Source organism: Pantoea folii (genome assembly GCF_056678875.1).
The window spans coordinates 104,494-117,502 of record NZ_JBWXON010000011.1 but is presented as its reverse complement, the minus strand read 5'-3'; the positions used below and the strand labels follow the sequence as shown (position 1 = coordinate 117,502).

At 56.4% G+C, this 13,009-nt stretch carries 15 protein-coding genes; 10 read left to right on the top strand and 5 right to left on the bottom strand.

Annotation, left to right across the window (positions count from 1 at the left end; all coding sequences use genetic code 11):
- Positions 1–49: 49 nt before the first annotated feature.
- A complete protein-coding gene (locus AC1MDE_RS14315) occupies positions 50–910 on the bottom strand; it encodes a LysR family transcriptional regulator (RefSeq protein ID WP_058961528.1) in 861 nt (286 codons plus the stop codon).
- An 87-nt stretch (positions 911–997) separates the two neighbouring features.
- Here AC1MDE_RS14315 and AC1MDE_RS14310 point away from each other — a divergent pair, with 87 nt between their 5' ends.
- From AC1MDE_RS14310 to yniD, 6 genes are all read left to right on the top strand, one after another.
- Complete coding sequence (locus AC1MDE_RS14310) at positions 998–2,167, top strand: cyanate transporter (RefSeq protein WP_479398061.1); 1,170 nt, start codon at positions 998–1,000, stop codon at positions 2,165–2,167.
- A gap of 229 nt (positions 2,168–2,396) precedes the next feature.
- The gene (lldP, locus tag AC1MDE_RS14305) at positions 2,397–4,046 is read left to right on the top strand and encodes an L-lactate permease (RefSeq protein WP_058961477.1); all 1,650 of its coding nucleotides are present in this window, start codon (positions 2,397–2,399) and stop codon (positions 4,044–4,046) included.
- Positions 4,043–4,828 carry a transcriptional regulator LldR gene (lldR, locus tag AC1MDE_RS14300; RefSeq protein ID WP_034830467.1) on the top strand — a complete coding sequence of 262 codons (786 nt, stop codon included), beginning with the start codon at positions 4,043–4,045 and terminating at the stop codon, positions 4,826–4,828. Before lldP ends, lldR begins: the two co-directional genes overlap by 4 nt.
- Positions 4,828–6,018, top strand: a complete 1,191-nt coding sequence (lldD, locus tag AC1MDE_RS14295) for an FMN-dependent L-lactate dehydrogenase LldD (RefSeq protein ID WP_479398062.1) — start codon at positions 4,828–4,830, stop codon at positions 6,016–6,018. The genes lldR and lldD overlap by 1 nt, the downstream gene beginning before the upstream one ends.
- 66 nt (positions 6,019–6,084) lie before the next feature.
- Entirely contained in the window at positions 6,085–6,513 is a 429-nt protein-coding gene (locus tag AC1MDE_RS14290; RefSeq protein ID WP_034830472.1) for an OsmC family protein, read from the top strand.
- Between the two features lie 78 nt (positions 6,514–6,591).
- Positions 6,592–6,699: a small membrane protein YniD gene (gene yniD, locus AC1MDE_RS14285; RefSeq protein WP_097117533.1), complete on the top strand. Its 108-nt coding sequence runs from the start codon at positions 6,592–6,594 to the stop codon at positions 6,697–6,699.
- Positions 6,700–6,810: 111 nt separating this feature from the next.
- On the opposite strand, the gene AC1MDE_RS14280 is transcribed toward yniD, so the two are convergent.
- Together AC1MDE_RS14280 and AC1MDE_RS14275 are read right to left on the bottom strand one after the other, a co-directional pair.
- Positions 6,811–7,044, bottom strand: a complete 234-nt coding sequence (locus AC1MDE_RS14280; RefSeq protein ID WP_034830475.1) for a hypothetical protein — start codon at positions 7,042–7,044, stop codon at positions 6,811–6,813.
- A 111-nt stretch (positions 7,045–7,155) separates the two neighbouring features.
- Positions 7,156–7,326 carry a hypothetical protein gene (locus tag AC1MDE_RS14275; protein WP_007887091.1) on the bottom strand — a complete coding sequence of 57 codons (171 nt, stop codon included), beginning with the start codon at positions 7,324–7,326 and terminating at the stop codon, positions 7,156–7,158.
- Positions 7,327–7,539: 213 nt separating this feature from the next.
- On the opposite strand from AC1MDE_RS14275, the gene AC1MDE_RS14270 reads away from it, so the two are divergent.
- Positions 7,540–7,725 carry a hypothetical protein gene (locus AC1MDE_RS14270; RefSeq protein WP_034830477.1) on the top strand — a complete coding sequence of 62 codons (186 nt, stop codon included), beginning with the start codon at positions 7,540–7,542 and terminating at the stop codon, positions 7,723–7,725.
- A 42-nt stretch (positions 7,726–7,767) separates the two neighbouring features.
- On the opposite strand, the gene AC1MDE_RS14265 is transcribed toward AC1MDE_RS14270, so the two are convergent.
- Entirely contained in the window at positions 7,768–8,415 is a 648-nt protein-coding gene (locus AC1MDE_RS14265) for a CPBP family intramembrane glutamic endopeptidase (protein WP_034830547.1), read from the bottom strand.
- A gap of 215 nt (positions 8,416–8,630) precedes the next feature.
- Here AC1MDE_RS14265 and AC1MDE_RS14260 point away from each other — a divergent pair, with 215 nt between their 5' ends.
- The 3 genes from AC1MDE_RS14260 to AC1MDE_RS14250 all read left to right on the top strand — a co-directional run bounded on the left by AC1MDE_RS14260 (position 8,631) and on the right by AC1MDE_RS14250 (position 12,337).
- Positions 8,631–11,225: a bifunctional diguanylate cyclase/phosphodiesterase gene (locus AC1MDE_RS14260; protein ID WP_058961475.1), complete on the top strand. Its 2,595-nt coding sequence runs from the start codon at positions 8,631–8,633 to the stop codon at positions 11,223–11,225.
- Between the two features lie 322 nt (positions 11,226–11,547).
- Positions 11,548–11,847 (top strand): I78 family peptidase inhibitor, encoded by a 300-nt coding sequence (locus AC1MDE_RS14255; RefSeq protein ID WP_045833892.1) that lies wholly within the window; start codon positions 11,548–11,550, stop codon positions 11,845–11,847.
- A gap of 172 nt (positions 11,848–12,019) precedes the next feature.
- Positions 12,020–12,337: a hypothetical protein gene (locus tag AC1MDE_RS14250; protein ID WP_058961474.1), complete on the top strand. Its 318-nt coding sequence runs from the start codon at positions 12,020–12,022 to the stop codon at positions 12,335–12,337.
- Between the two features lie 114 nt (positions 12,338–12,451).
- Here the strand turns inward: AC1MDE_RS14250 and AC1MDE_RS14245 are convergent, their stop codons facing one another.
- Positions 12,452–12,706, bottom strand: coding sequence for a biofilm development regulator YmgB/AriR family protein (locus tag AC1MDE_RS14245; protein ID WP_034830488.1), 255 nt, complete (start codon positions 12,704–12,706; stop codon positions 12,452–12,454).
- Positions 12,707–13,009 lie beyond the last annotated feature (303 nt).

Sequence of the window (13,009 nt, the reverse complement as noted above, 5' to 3'; positions counted from 1 at the left end):
ACCCGGGCTGCGGCGCTGCGATATTTCCCACTGCTGAGCAGTGGGAAAATCACTGCCACTTTAACTGGCAAAATTCCACTAACGCCACGGCCAGCGCCTGTTGCAAATCGTCCTGTGGAGAGCGGCAAAACAGCGCCAGCTCAAAGTGGCTGATCGGCGGTAAGCCTGCGGCTTCGTCCAGCACACGATGGCCGGGCAGGCGACAACTGGCAGGCAGCAGCGTTAAACCTAATCCGGCCGCGCTGGCACTGGCGAGTGCCACCAGACTGGCGCTGCTGTAGCTGATGCGCCAGCTGCGGCCCAGCGCATCCAGCGTCTGACACATCTCCTCGCGATACAGTCCCTGCTGGGGAAATACCACCAGCGGCACTGGCGTCTGCTCAAAGCAGGGGTGTTCGGCGCTGTCCAGCCACAGCAGGGGTTCCGGTCGCGCTGCCAATGGGCGTTCACCGCCGGGTTGCTTGATCAGCATGATATCCAGCTCTTCTCGCTGCCACGCACGATGCAAGTCGACATACATGCCGCTCATCACGTCGAGGCGCAGCTGCGGATGTTCGCGGCTGAACTGCGCCAGCAGTGCTGCGGTGGGGGCAGCAAAATCCTCTGGTACGCCGAGGCGCAGGACGCCATCGCGCCACTTGTCGCTCAGCACATCGTGCGCTTCGCCGTTAAGCGCAATGATCCGGCGGGCATAGCCCAGTAATTTCTCTCCCTCTTCAGTTAACACCACCTGATGCGAGGTGCGTTCCAGCAGCGCTTTACCGATCATCTCTTCAAGGCGGCGTACCTGCTGGCTGACGGTGGATTGCGATAGATGCACGCGGTCGGCGGCGCGCGTAAAGCTGGCGGTTTCGCATACCGCAACAAAACTGAGTAACTGCTGTGGCGTAAACATCGGCTGACGATTCATTTTTCCACTGATCGCTATGGTGTTATTTCATTTCCAAATAGTAACCATTGCTGCGACCCTGACAACCTTTCTACTGCAGGATTGTGTATGAACCGACATTCCAACGGATTGACGCTTGCCGCTTTGGTGCTGGCCGGGCTCAATATGCGTCCGTTACTGACTTCTGTTAGCCCATTGCTGGGCGAACTGCGCCAGGCCATGAGCCTCTCTTCCATTGCCGCTTCGTTGTTACCCGCCGTACCGATGGTGATGATGGGCGCGGTGGCGCTACTCAGCGCCTCCCTGATGCAACGTGTTCCGCTGCAACGTTTGTTGATCGCCGGGCTGGTCCTGCTGCTGCTGGCGCTGGCCGCACGCAGTGTGATTCACGACGGGCAATGGCTGGTGGTCAGCGCGCTTTTTGCCGGGCTGGGGGTTGGCGTGGTGCAGATGGCGATGCCAGGGTTGATCCGCCAGCGCTTTGCCCAGCGCAGCGCCCCCGTTACCGGGTTGTGGGCGGGCGCGTTAATGGGCGGCGGAGGATTGGGGGCAGCACTCTCGCCGTGGCTCAGTGCGCATTTCGGCTGGTCACTGGCGCTCACCGGTTGGGCACTGCCCGTATTGCTGGCGATTGTGCTGTGGTGGATCGTGCGTGTGCCGGTGGCGCAAAGCGCAGAGTCGGTATCTATGCCCTCGCTATGGCGCAAACCGCGCGCCTGGTCGCTGGCACTCAGTTTTGGCCTTGTCAATGGCGGTTATGCCACCTGCGTCGCCTGGCTTCCGGATGCTTATCACCACCTTGGCTGGTCAGCACAGGCGGGCGGCTCGTTACTGGGGGGGATGATCCTTTGCCAGGTGGCTGGCGCGCTGTTGATGCCCTTGCTGGCGCGCAAGGCGGATCGCCGTCCACAGCTGATCATTAGTCTGGTTTGCCAGCTGGTCGGTATGTGCGGCTTCCTGTTTGCCCCCCTGATGGCGCCATGGTTGTGGGCGGCGATTGCCGGATTTGGTTTAGGGGCTGCGTTCCCGCTGGCGATGGTGCTGGCGCTCGATCACCTGCCACATCCGCAGGCGGGTGCACGCCTGGTGGCGTTTATGCAGGGCGCAGGTTTCATCATCGCCGGGTGTATGCCGTTTATCGCCGGTCAGTTGCAGGTGCTGACGCACAGTTTTACCAGCGTGTGGATGATGCAGGGCGCCGTAACGGTGGGATTGATCGTGCTGAATCTTCGCTTTCATCCCCACAGTTATCGTCGGGCCTTTGGTCAGACAGAATGATGATTGGTCCTACCAAAACGATTTAAATGTTGCCGCATCGTCACATAACACGAAAAATAACCCCAACCTCGTTGCTTTAGGTTAACAATGCATTAACTATCTGGAGCCAGAAAGCCCCCACACTGCAATTTGGTCCTACCAATTTCATTGAGCAGAAGGGCAAGACCTGCGGCGCAAACCTGCATTGCCGTTGCGCTGCACTCATCTGGTAACCTCTGGAGATAACGGCATGCCGGTGTGGCAACAAAACTACGATCCTCTCAACAATCTGTGGCTCTCCAGCCTGGTGGCGGTGATCCCGATTGTGTTTTTCTTCTTCGCCCTGCTGAAGCTCAAGCTGAAAGGCTATCAGGCGGGCACCGCCACGGTGGTGATTGCAGTGCTGGTGGCGCTGTTCCTGTATGGCATGCCGTTGGGCCAGGCGCTGGCTTCCGTGGTGTATGGCTTCCTGTACGGCCTGTGGCCAATCGCCTGGATCATCGTCGCGGCAGTATTTGTGTATAAAATCTCGGTGAAAACCGGACAATTCGACATCATCCGTGCTTCGATCCTCTCCATCACACCCGATCAGCGCTTGCAGATGCTGATCGTCGGATTCTCCTTCGGCGCGTTTCTCGAAGGGGCGGCGGGTTTTGGCGCACCGGTGGCAATCACCGCAGCCCTGCTGGTGGGATTGGGCTTTAATCCGCTGTACGCGGCTGGCTTATGCTTGATCGTCAACACCGCGCCAGTAGCCTTTGGTGCGATGGGGATTCCGATTATTGTCGCCGGTCAAGTCACCGGACTTGACAGCTTCCAGATTGGCCAGATGGCCGGGCGTCAATTGCCGTTCCTGACCCTTATTGTGCTGTTCTGGATCATGGCGATTATGGATGGCTGGCGCGGTATCAAGGAAACATGGCCAGCGGTGATCGTCGCCGGTGGGTCGTTTGCCATTGCGCAGTTCCTCAGCTCCAACTTCCTCGGCCCGGAATTGCCGGACATCATCTCGTCACTGGCCTCTCTTATCTGCCTCACGCTGTTCCTGCGCCGCTGGAAGCCAGTACGTATTTTCCGTTTCGATGAGAAAACCGCCGTTGACCCGACGCAAACCTCTCAGCGCTATACGCTGGGCCAGATTGTGCGCGCGTGGATGCCATTCCTGTTCCTCACGGCTACCGTCACCCTGTGGAGCATTCCGCCGTTCAAGGCGCTGTTTGCTAAAGGTGGCGTGATGTATGACTGGGTGTTCAGCGTTCCGGTACCGCTGCTGCATGAGCTGGTGGCACGTATGCCGCCGGTGGTGAGTGCGGCAACGCCTTATGCGGCCATCTTCAAGTTTGATGTGCTGTCAGCCACCGGTACGGCGATTATCGTGGCGGCGGTGCTGTCCGTGATCTGGCTGCGTATGAAGCCCGCTGCGGCGATCCAGACCTTCGGTGAGACGCTGAAAGAACTGGCACTGCCCATCTACTCCATCGGTATGGTGCTGGCCTTCGCCTTTATCTCCAACTACTCCGGATTGTCTGCCACACTGGCCTTAGCGCTGGCGCACACCGGCAATGCCTTTACTTTCTTCTCGCCGTTCCTTGGCTGGCTTGGCGTGTTTCTGACAGGATCTGATACCTCTTCAAATGCGTTGTTCGCGGCGTTGCAGGCCACCACCGCGCAGCAGATTGGTGTGTCGGATGTGCTGCTGGTGGCCGCCAACACCACGGGTGGCGTGACGGGTAAGATGATTTCACCTCAGTCGATCGCCATCGCCTGCGCCGCCGTGGGGCTGGTGGGTAAAGAGTCGGATCTGTTCCGCTTTACCGTTAAACACAGTCTGATCTTCACCTGTATGGTGGGGCTGATCACTACGCTGCAAGCTTATGTCTTAACCTGGATGATTCCATGACAGAAAACACGCCGCGATTAGCGGAAACGCTACGGGCGCGATTGCTCGCCTGGATTGAGGAACACCAGCTGGAGCCGGGTATGCGCTTACCGGCCGAGCGCCAGCTGGCCGCTGAGTTCGGTGTGTCACGCTCATCATTGCGTGAGGCGATTCAGCAGCTGATCAGTAGCGGCGTGTTAATCAGTAAACGCGGCGGCGGTACCTGGCTGTGTGAGCCGCAGGAGCCCTGGTCGGAACAGCGTATTGTTGAGCCGATTCGCCAACTGCTGGCGGACGATCCCGATTATCGCTGGGATATTTTGGAAGCGCGCCACGCTATCGAAGCCAGCACCGCCTGGCACGCCGCCTTGCGTGCCACTGAAGCGGATAAAGAGAAGCTGCGCCTCGCTTTTGATGCCCTGCTCAAGATGCACGACTGTGATGATCCCGATATCGCGGCACAAGCCGACCTGCGCTTCCATCTCGCCATCGCTGAGGCCTCGCACAATGTGGTGCTGCTGCAAACCATGCGTGGTTTCTTCGATTTGCTGCAGTCCTCGGTACTGCACAGCCGTCAGCGCATGTACACCCAGCCGGTGATCTTTAATCGCCTGAATGAACAGCACCAGGCGATGTTCGATGCGGTGATGGCCGGTGATGCCGAGGCGGCACGCCAGGCGGCGATGGATCACCTCGGCTTTGTACATACCACCTTGAAATCGCTCCATGAAGATGAAGCCCGGCAGGCGCGCATTACCCGCTTGCCAGGCGAATCCCTGGATAATCGTAAGGAAAAAAACTGATGATCATCTCTGCAGCCAGTGACTATCGCGCCGCGGCGCAACGCATCCTGCCCCCGTTCCTGTTCCACTATCTTGACGGCGGCGCGTATGCCGAACACACCCTGAAGCGCAATGTGTCCGATCTGTCGGACGTGGCGCTGCGTCAGCGGGTGCTGAAGAACATGTCCGATCTCAGTCTGGAAACCAAACTGTTCAACGAAACGCTGTCGATGCCGGTCGCGTTAGCGCCCGTGGGTTTGTGCGGCATGTACGCGCGACGCGGGGAAGTGCAGGCCGCGCGAGCAGCGGCACTGAAAGGTATTCCGTTCACGCTCTCCACGGTATCGCTGTGTCCGATTGAAGAGGTGGCGCCAGCCATTAATCGTCCGATGTGGTTCCAGCTGTATGTGCTGCGCGATCGTGGCTTCATGCGTAACGCACTGGAACGCGCGAAAGCGGCGGGCTGCTCGACACTGGTCTTTACCGTGGATATGCCGACACCGGGCGCACGCTATCGCGATGCGCATTCGGGCATGAGCGGGCCAAACGCGGCGATGCGTCGCTACTGGCAGGCGGTAACGCATCCGCAGTGGGCGTGGGATGTGGGTCTGCATGGCCGTCCGCACGATCTCGGTAATATCTCAGCCTATCTCGGTAAACCTACCGGACTGGAAGATTACATTGGCTGGCTGGCGAACAACTTTGACCCGTCGATTTCATGGAAAGATCTGGAGTGGATTCGTGAATTCTGGGATGGCCCGATGGTGATCAAAGGTATTCTGGATCCCGAAGATGCGCGAGATGCGGTGCGCTTCGGTGCGGACGGTATTGTGGTGTCGAACCACGGTGGACGCCAGCTGGATGGCGTGCTGTCATCGGCGCGCGCTCTGCCCGCCATTGCAGACGCGGTGAAAGGCGATATTGCCATTCTGGCCGACAGCGGTATCCGCAATGGATTGGATGTGGTGCGCATGATCGCACTGGGTGCAGACACGGTACTGCTGGGCCGCGCCTTTATCTACGCACTGGCGACCCGTGGTCAGCGTGGCGTTGAGAATTTGCTGAATTTGATCGAAAAAGAGATGAAAGTGGCGATGACGCTGACCGGGGCCAAAACCATTGCCGAGATCACCCAGGACTCGCTGGTGCAGGCGAATGCGCTGCTGAGCGAAGCGGGTTTACATCCGGCTCGACCACGTGCCGTGAGCTGAGTTGCGGAAAGCAAAATGAGAGGCGTTGTCTATACTGACTGCTGTCTGACTAACAGGAGGAATGACATGACCATTCATAAGAAAGGATCGGCCCATTGGGAAGGCGACATCAAAGGCAAGGGTACCGTGAGCACCGAAAGTGGTGTGCTGAGCAACCAGCCTTATGGCTTCAATACCCGCTTTGAGGGTGAGAAGGGCACCAATCCGGAAGAGCTGATCGGTGCAGCACATGCGGCATGCTTCTCCATGGCGCTGTCGCTGATGCTGGGTCAGGCTGGCCATCCGCCAAAAAGTATCGACACCACGGCGGATGTGTCGCTGGACAAAAAAGGTGAAGGTTTTGCTATCACTAAAATCGCCCTCACCAGCACCATCGCGCTGCCGGGCATCGATAGCGCCAAATTTGATGAGATTATTCAGAAAGCTAAAGCTGGCTGCCCGGTGTCACAAGTCCTGAATGCTGAAATTAGCCTGGACTATACGCTGAATAATTAATCGCCCTTACGCTTTACCAGCGGTAGAATAACGATGCGCCTCAGGGCGCATCGTTGCTTTCTGCCGTCTGGAGGATGCGTGGGGAAAAAACTGGCTGCAACTAAACACTGGAAAATGATTGTGGTGCTGCTGTGCATCTGCGGCGCGCTGATGCTGATTCGCTGGGCGGCGATGATATGGGGTTGAAAGACTGGATCTGCCGCCATAAGCTCGGCGTGCTAGTGATGGTGATTCTGGTGCTGGAAGGGGTGCACTATCTGCTGACCGCCTCCTGGTTGCCATGGCAACTTGGTTGATTCAGGCGTACTCGCTGTCCGGATGGCGAACATTACGCACACTGCTGCGCGCAATGCGATAGGCCTTGCGTGGGTCGCCCGCCACAAACTCAAAAGTCGGCGAGTAGTAGAATGGCAACCAGCCTTCAAAGCTGCTCTCCCACTCCCAGCGCACCGGGCAGGGCCAGAGAATGCCATCATACAAAATGTAATAAACCCAGCGTCCGTTTGGACGACGGGGGCGAGTTTTCTTCATGGGATTCACAACGGTAATAGTGTAAAGCAGCTTATATTTTGGACGCTATGCGCCGATCTTGCAATGCCGTCTGGCTTATTTTTGTACAGCTTAAATAAAACTGGCACCGAATTAACGGTGCACTTCCCCGCACAGCAGGACCACATTCGGTCGAACTTTATGGATGCGGTCGGCCATTTGCTCACAGGCCACTTTGGTTGGGTAGATACGTTCTGACACCGGTAAGGCGTCACAGGCATCATGTCCACACGCGCTCACTAACAACACAAAACCAATCAGCATGATTGGACTCCTTAAACACGTTCCTGATGATACGGAAGCAGTGGCTGTTCGTTCCTTTTTTTAATCCAGTATAGCCAAACGGCAGCAGAGTCAATGATCACCCCGAGCGGCCTTGTGGTGCGAACGGCGAGATTATAACCAGACCGACGCACAACAGCAGTACAATCTGGGCTAAACTGTGCGGCCCTGACAAAAATGATGAGTGAGTGACCAATGTTGAACGAAATTGCCCATCCGGCTAGCAGCCCTAAACAAGCCGCACTGCAACTGGTGATTGAACTGGTGCGTGCAGGCAAACTCAGCCCAATGCAAGGCGATGCTTCAAACATGATTTCTATCTACGAGCAGTTCAAAGCCCATTTTGAGGCGGACAAACACAAAGACTCGGCGATTTCCTGATGCTTTAATTCTGAAAACAGCGCAAGAGATTGCGCTGTTTTTTTATGCGTAAAACCAGGCGGGCAGAATCGCGATCAGGTTATTCAGCGTATGCAGGAAGATGGGCAGCGCGAGGCTATTACTGCGCAGACGGGCGTAACACAGCAACAGTGAAAACAGCGTCAGGGCCACGATGGTTTCCCAATGCACGTATTGCGTGTGCATCGCGGCGAACAGCAGCGAGGTGAGCAGCATGCAGGCGAAGCGACTCTTCGGTGCCCACAACAAAAATCCTTGTAACAGAAAACCGCGGAACAACACCTCTTCAAACACCGGTGCCAGCAGCACCGCAGTCAGCAGCAGGATCAGCATCGAACTGCGTCCCTGTTGACTCTGCGCAATCAACCAGCCTTCCGGTTGCAGGAATTGCGTCTGCGCCACCATCAGCGCCACCAGCGCACCCACAAACAGCAACGCCTGGCCGGGACGCAGATATCCCAGTGGAATGTCAGTCCGGCGTTGGCAGTAAAAACGATACAGCGGGTAGATCACCGCGAATTCAAACAAGCAGAGCACCGGCACCAGTAAACCGTTATTGCGCAGCGCCCCGTAGTTGGGAAACAGCGTAATCAGCATGGTCACAACGTAATACACCACAAAGCTCGCGGCGTAGAACAGCGTCAGCGTCACTTTGTCGGATTGGGTGTCCATAGTCAGCTCAATGGGCAGAGGAAAACGCATAGTAGCAATGGCGATCATTGCTGTCGAGATGGCCCCACACAGAATTGCACTGCTCAAAAATTCCGCCGCGAGGACTAAATCTGCAGCGGCCTGCGCCGATAACCAAAAAAACCATTACAGGACGGAGGCGCATCGAAAGCGCACCCTGTCTTCTTTTTTGCTGCCTCTGTTTGCGAGCACATTGCATGAATTCTGAGTATCACCGGCACGCGACCTTGCCTGCCAGGGCTAATATGGAAGCACACACGGTACGGGTGACGCGACGCAGTCTGCGCACCTTAACGTCGCTACTCTTTGGCGTGCTATTGCTTTCTGTCGTAATGGTGCTGGTGATTGCCCATCGACAAAACACTGACTCCATCCAGCAGGATGTCAACCTGATGCGCCAGGCCTGGCAACAGCAGCAGGAGAAGATGATCACCGATGTACGTGATTACGCCAACTGGGGTGAAGGCTGGAAGAATCTGCACCTGACGGTAAATAAAGTCTGGGCGTGGGACGAGGAGAACTTAGGGCCGGGACTGTATAAGGAGTATCACTATGACGGCGTGTTTGTCATCGATGGTGCCGGCAAAACGCGCTATGCGGTAGTAGATGGCAAATTGTCAGAGGCTTCGCTGGAGAGTTGGCTGGGCGGGCAAACTGCACTGTTGTTGGCCGCCGCGCGTCACCAGCCTGACGATGGCATTACGCGCAATGCGATAATCAATCAACAGCCGGCATTGGTGGTAGCCGCGCCGATCACGCCAGGCAAGGTACCCGATCTTCCCACTATTCCGGGCCCAGCTTCGGTGATGGTGTTCGTCAACATCATGACCCCGGAAAAATTGCAGGCCTTTGGCAAGGCACTCAATGTTATTGCGCCGCGCATCGCCAATGGCTTAAACGATGCGTTGTATGAACCGCGGCTGGCCGAACCGGTGATTCAGGGCGAGCCGCTGGTATTGCGCTGGCAGGCCAAAAATCCCGGTTTTGGCGTGATCTGGCTGATGATGCCACTGTTGCTGTTTACGGCGCTGGCAGTTGCGCTGGTGACACGCCGTGTCATTCGCCATGCGCTGCATAACGCCGTCATTTCCGATCGTCGCTTTGAAATGCTGGCCATCAGCCAGCGTGAACTGGCCAACAGTGAAGAGCGTTTCCGCGACCTGGCTGAAGCCGCTTCGGACTGGATTTGGGAAGTGGACGATCAGGGGCGCCTTTGCTATCTCTCCTCGCGCTTTGCGGCAGTCACCGGACACGATATTAAAAGCTGGATTGGACGCCCGCTGGATCAACTCCTTAGCCATCCTAGCCATTCACTGGTGGCCTGGCTGCTGCGTCAGGGCGATGAAATGCAGCATGTGCCGCTGCGCTGCCAGTTTATGGCCGCCAATGGTGAGCGTCGTATCGGTGAACTGATGGCGAAAACTATTCGCCGCAACGGCTTGCGTACCGGCTTTCGCGGTGCAGTATCTGATATCACCCATGAAGTGGATGCGGAAGCGCGCATCCAGTTCCTGTCACGCCACGATCTGCTCACTGGCCTCGCCAACCGCATGCAACTGCAGGAATTTCTGACCACGCATCTGGAACACGCCACGCAAGCGTCACCGCTGTTTGTGATCAGCTTCGATCTGGATCAGTTCAAACCGATCAACGATTCATGGGGCCATGCGGTGGGCGATGTGGTGCTGAATGAGATTTCTCAGCGGCTGAAAAATCTGATTGGTCCCGATGAACTGGCGGCACGGCTGGGCGGGGATGAGTTTATTCTGTTGCTGCGCGAAAGCTCGCGTGCCGGGCTGGAGTATCGTTGCCGTGCGCTGCAGCGCGCCGTCCATCAGCCAATTATCACCGGATCACACCAACTGAGCCTTACCGCCAGCATGGGGATTGTCAGCGCACCGCAGGATGCCAGCCAGCCGGAAGCCTTGCTGCGACTGGCGGACATTGCACTCGGTCAGGCACGCACGGCTGGACGCGATCGCTGGGTGTGGTACTCCAACGATATGGCCAACCATATTCAATCGAAACGCGATATGGTGCAGGCGATTGAAGAGGCACTCCGCAACAATACGTTTTCCCTGCACTATCAGCCGCGTTACCAGCTGCAAAGTGGACAGCTGGCTGGCGCAGAAGCGCTGATTCGCTGGCAAGTGGCTGAGGATCAATGGATTACCCCTGACCGCTTTATTCCGCTGGCGGAAGAGAATGGGTTGATCGCTGCCATCAGTGACTGGGTGCTAATGCGCGCCTGCCATGATGCCAGCGATTGGGGCGACCAGCGTTACGTATCCGTGAACATCTCTCCGGTGGAATTCCGTAACAGCGATCTGGTGGATCGTGTCGCACACGCGCTGGCGGTGAGCGGTTTACCGGCCACACGGCTGGAACTGGAGATCACTGAAAACGTGACCTTCGAGCATCCCGATCGTGCGCTGGAAATCATGCAGGGGTTGCGTGCGCTGGGCGTGCGGCTGACGGTGGATGATTTTGGTACTGGCTATGCTGCCTTAGGCTATCTCAAAACCTTCCCGTTCAATGGCTTGAAAATCGATCGATCATGGATGAAAGAGTTCCCGGAATCCAGGCAGGCGCAATCAGTGGTGGCGGGGATTGTCGGATTGGCGCGGGCATTTGCACTCACCATCACGGCAGAAGGGATTGAAACCGAAGCGCAGCTCAATGAGCTGAAGGCGCTTTCCTGTGAAGAGGGGCAGGGCTATTTTCTCGGCAAGCCAATGCCACTTGGGGCGTTTAAAGTGCGCTTGCAGGATGAAAAAGAAGCCGCTCAATAAGTGCGGCTTCTCCGTCGTGGCGGCCGTTTAGCCGCCAGTATCATCAGGGCTTAACGCACCCGCACCGCAATCACGGTCATCAGGATGGCAAAACCGATAAAAATGGCGAGTTCCATTATCGTCTCCTCAGATAATTCTTAGTTAATTGTAGTGTCTGAGCGCATAAATTTTAGACACGACGTGCGATTAATCCTGGGAAGTGAGAGGGAAATCTCGTGTTAGAGCACAATTCTTCGATTAATCCACTGGCATTATTTTCACATCAGCGGCTTGCTTTGTTACTCTCGGGAACGGTTCGTTTTCTATCCAGGAGGAGAAACTTGTGACCCATTATGGAAAAGCGTTACTGGCCACGGCCTTTTTTGCCTTAACCGCCTGTCAGTCCGCCAGCAAACCAGACAGCACCGCTGCCGTCAGCCACGATCCCGAAACCGATCAGTGTGGCGCATCGCAATATCAGAATTATATCGGCCAGCCACTGAGTAGCCTTGATACCCAACGCTTTGCGGTGCCGGTGCGCGCCATTCCGTGGAACGGTGCCGTCACCATGGACTTCAACCTGCGCCGCCTGAATTTTACTGCTGATCAGAGTGGTAAAATTTCGCGGGTTTATTGCGGATAAATTCAAACGGACATCGCATTGTCATCGGGCTGTCATGGCGCCGGGCGAGGATAGCTGCGCATTACGGAGATTTCCTCGTCACTCTCGAATATGCAATGCTCGTCTTGTTTCTTCCCGCCTCGGCGGGAATTTTTTTATCTATTAATCCGTACTGGATTGATGAGGAGCGACGATGAGACACACCAAAAAAATTCTGCTAATCACCCTGCTATTAAGTCCACTGGCGCACGCCTCGAGCGAAGCCGCCTGGCAGCAAAACAGCCAAACCCGGCAGCAAGCCTGTCTGAAAGCCAGCGGCCTGAAAGGGGTGAAGGTGGTGGGGAAACCGATTCAGTATGACGACAGCGTCGGCTACGACGCGGTACTGCTGGAAGGGCGTTATCCGCAGAAGCACATGAAAAATCAGATTGGGCGTGAGCTGTGCCTGTACCAGCGTACAAGCGGAAAAGCGGTGGTCAGCGAGGCCGATCACCTGCGCGCAGTGAAGTAACACGATATGGAGGCGCGCCCGCTTACGGCGCGTCTTGAAATCCCTGAACGCTGTAAATGTCCTTTAAATCCGCCGCACACAAGGCGATTTCTTCGGTGGTTTAATGACGGCACCTTACGGCTTTTGTTGCCTGTCTTCCAGCAACTGCGCCAACAGATTGCGATAGCTTTGGAGCTGCTGCTCATCCCCTTCAAACTCCAGTTTGGCAATCACCCGCGCAATGATCGCTTTACTGGTCGCGGGCTGACCATCATCCATCAATTCGCGCATGATCGCTGCCAGCAGATCGCTCTCGTGCGGCGCATGCCAGGCAGGACTGTTGAAGTAGTCGGTAATCGCCCGGCTGGCGCTGTTAGGATGTGCTCTCATGGCTGACCTCCGCAGAGACAACGATGCCCACCGCCGTTTATTGGCAGCATTGGGAAACATGGGTTAAGCATGGGAACTGTCCAGAACGGGCAGCGCCTCGCCAGCGATGGCCGGTGATTTTTTAAACATAGATGCGGCGTCGAATATTGTCAGTAATGGATAGACATATTTTTTCACGTTTGCTCTCTATCGCGATGCGCTTATCTTGCTGAGTTGTTTGTTTCAGCACATAAAGACACTAAAAATCGTGCCCCTTACACTATTTGCTGTGAGCAGAATCACGCACGGCAGCGGAAAACTGCG

Bases quoted from the DNA above. Each gene is read 5' to 3' on its own strand.
- AC1MDE_RS14315 (WP_058961528.1), bottom strand. From the start codon at position 910: ATGAATCGTCAGCCGATGTTTACGCCACAGCAGTTACTCAGTTTTGTT.
- AC1MDE_RS14270 (WP_034830477.1), top strand. From the start codon at position 7,540: ATGTTGAACGAAATTGCCCATCCGGCTAGCAGCCCTAAACAAGCCGCA.
- AC1MDE_RS14250 (WP_058961474.1), top strand. From the start codon at position 12,020: ATGAGACACACCAAAAAAATTCTGCTAATCACCCTGCTATTAAGTCCA.
- AC1MDE_RS14260 (WP_058961475.1), top strand. From the start codon at position 8,631: ATGAATTCTGAGTATCACCGGCACGCGACCTTGCCTGCCAGGGCTAAT.
- AC1MDE_RS14280 (WP_034830475.1), bottom strand. From the start codon at position 7,044: ATGAAGAAAACTCGCCCCCGTCGTCCAAACGGACGCTGGGTTTATTAC.
- AC1MDE_RS14275 (WP_007887091.1), bottom strand. From the start codon at position 7,326: ATGCTGATTGGTTTTGTGTTGTTAGTGAGCGCGTGTGGACATGATGCC.
- lldR (WP_034830467.1), top strand. From the start codon at position 4,043: ATGACAGAAAACACGCCGCGATTAGCGGAAACGCTACGGGCGCGATTG.
- lldD (WP_479398062.1), top strand. From the start codon at position 4,828: ATGATCATCTCTGCAGCCAGTGACTATCGCGCCGCGGCGCAACGCATC.
- AC1MDE_RS14310 (WP_479398061.1), top strand. From the start codon at position 998: ATGAACCGACATTCCAACGGATTGACGCTTGCCGCTTTGGTGCTGGCC.
- lldP (WP_058961477.1), top strand. From the start codon at position 2,397: ATGCCGGTGTGGCAACAAAACTACGATCCTCTCAACAATCTGTGGCTC.
- AC1MDE_RS14290 (WP_034830472.1), top strand. From the start codon at position 6,085: ATGACCATTCATAAGAAAGGATCGGCCCATTGGGAAGGCGACATCAAA.
- AC1MDE_RS14245 (WP_034830488.1), bottom strand. From the start codon at position 12,706: ATGAGAGCACATCCTAACAGCGCCAGCCGGGCGATTACCGACTACTTC.
- AC1MDE_RS14265 (WP_034830547.1), bottom strand. From the start codon at position 8,415: ATGGACACCCAATCCGACAAAGTGACGCTGACGCTGTTCTACGCCGCG.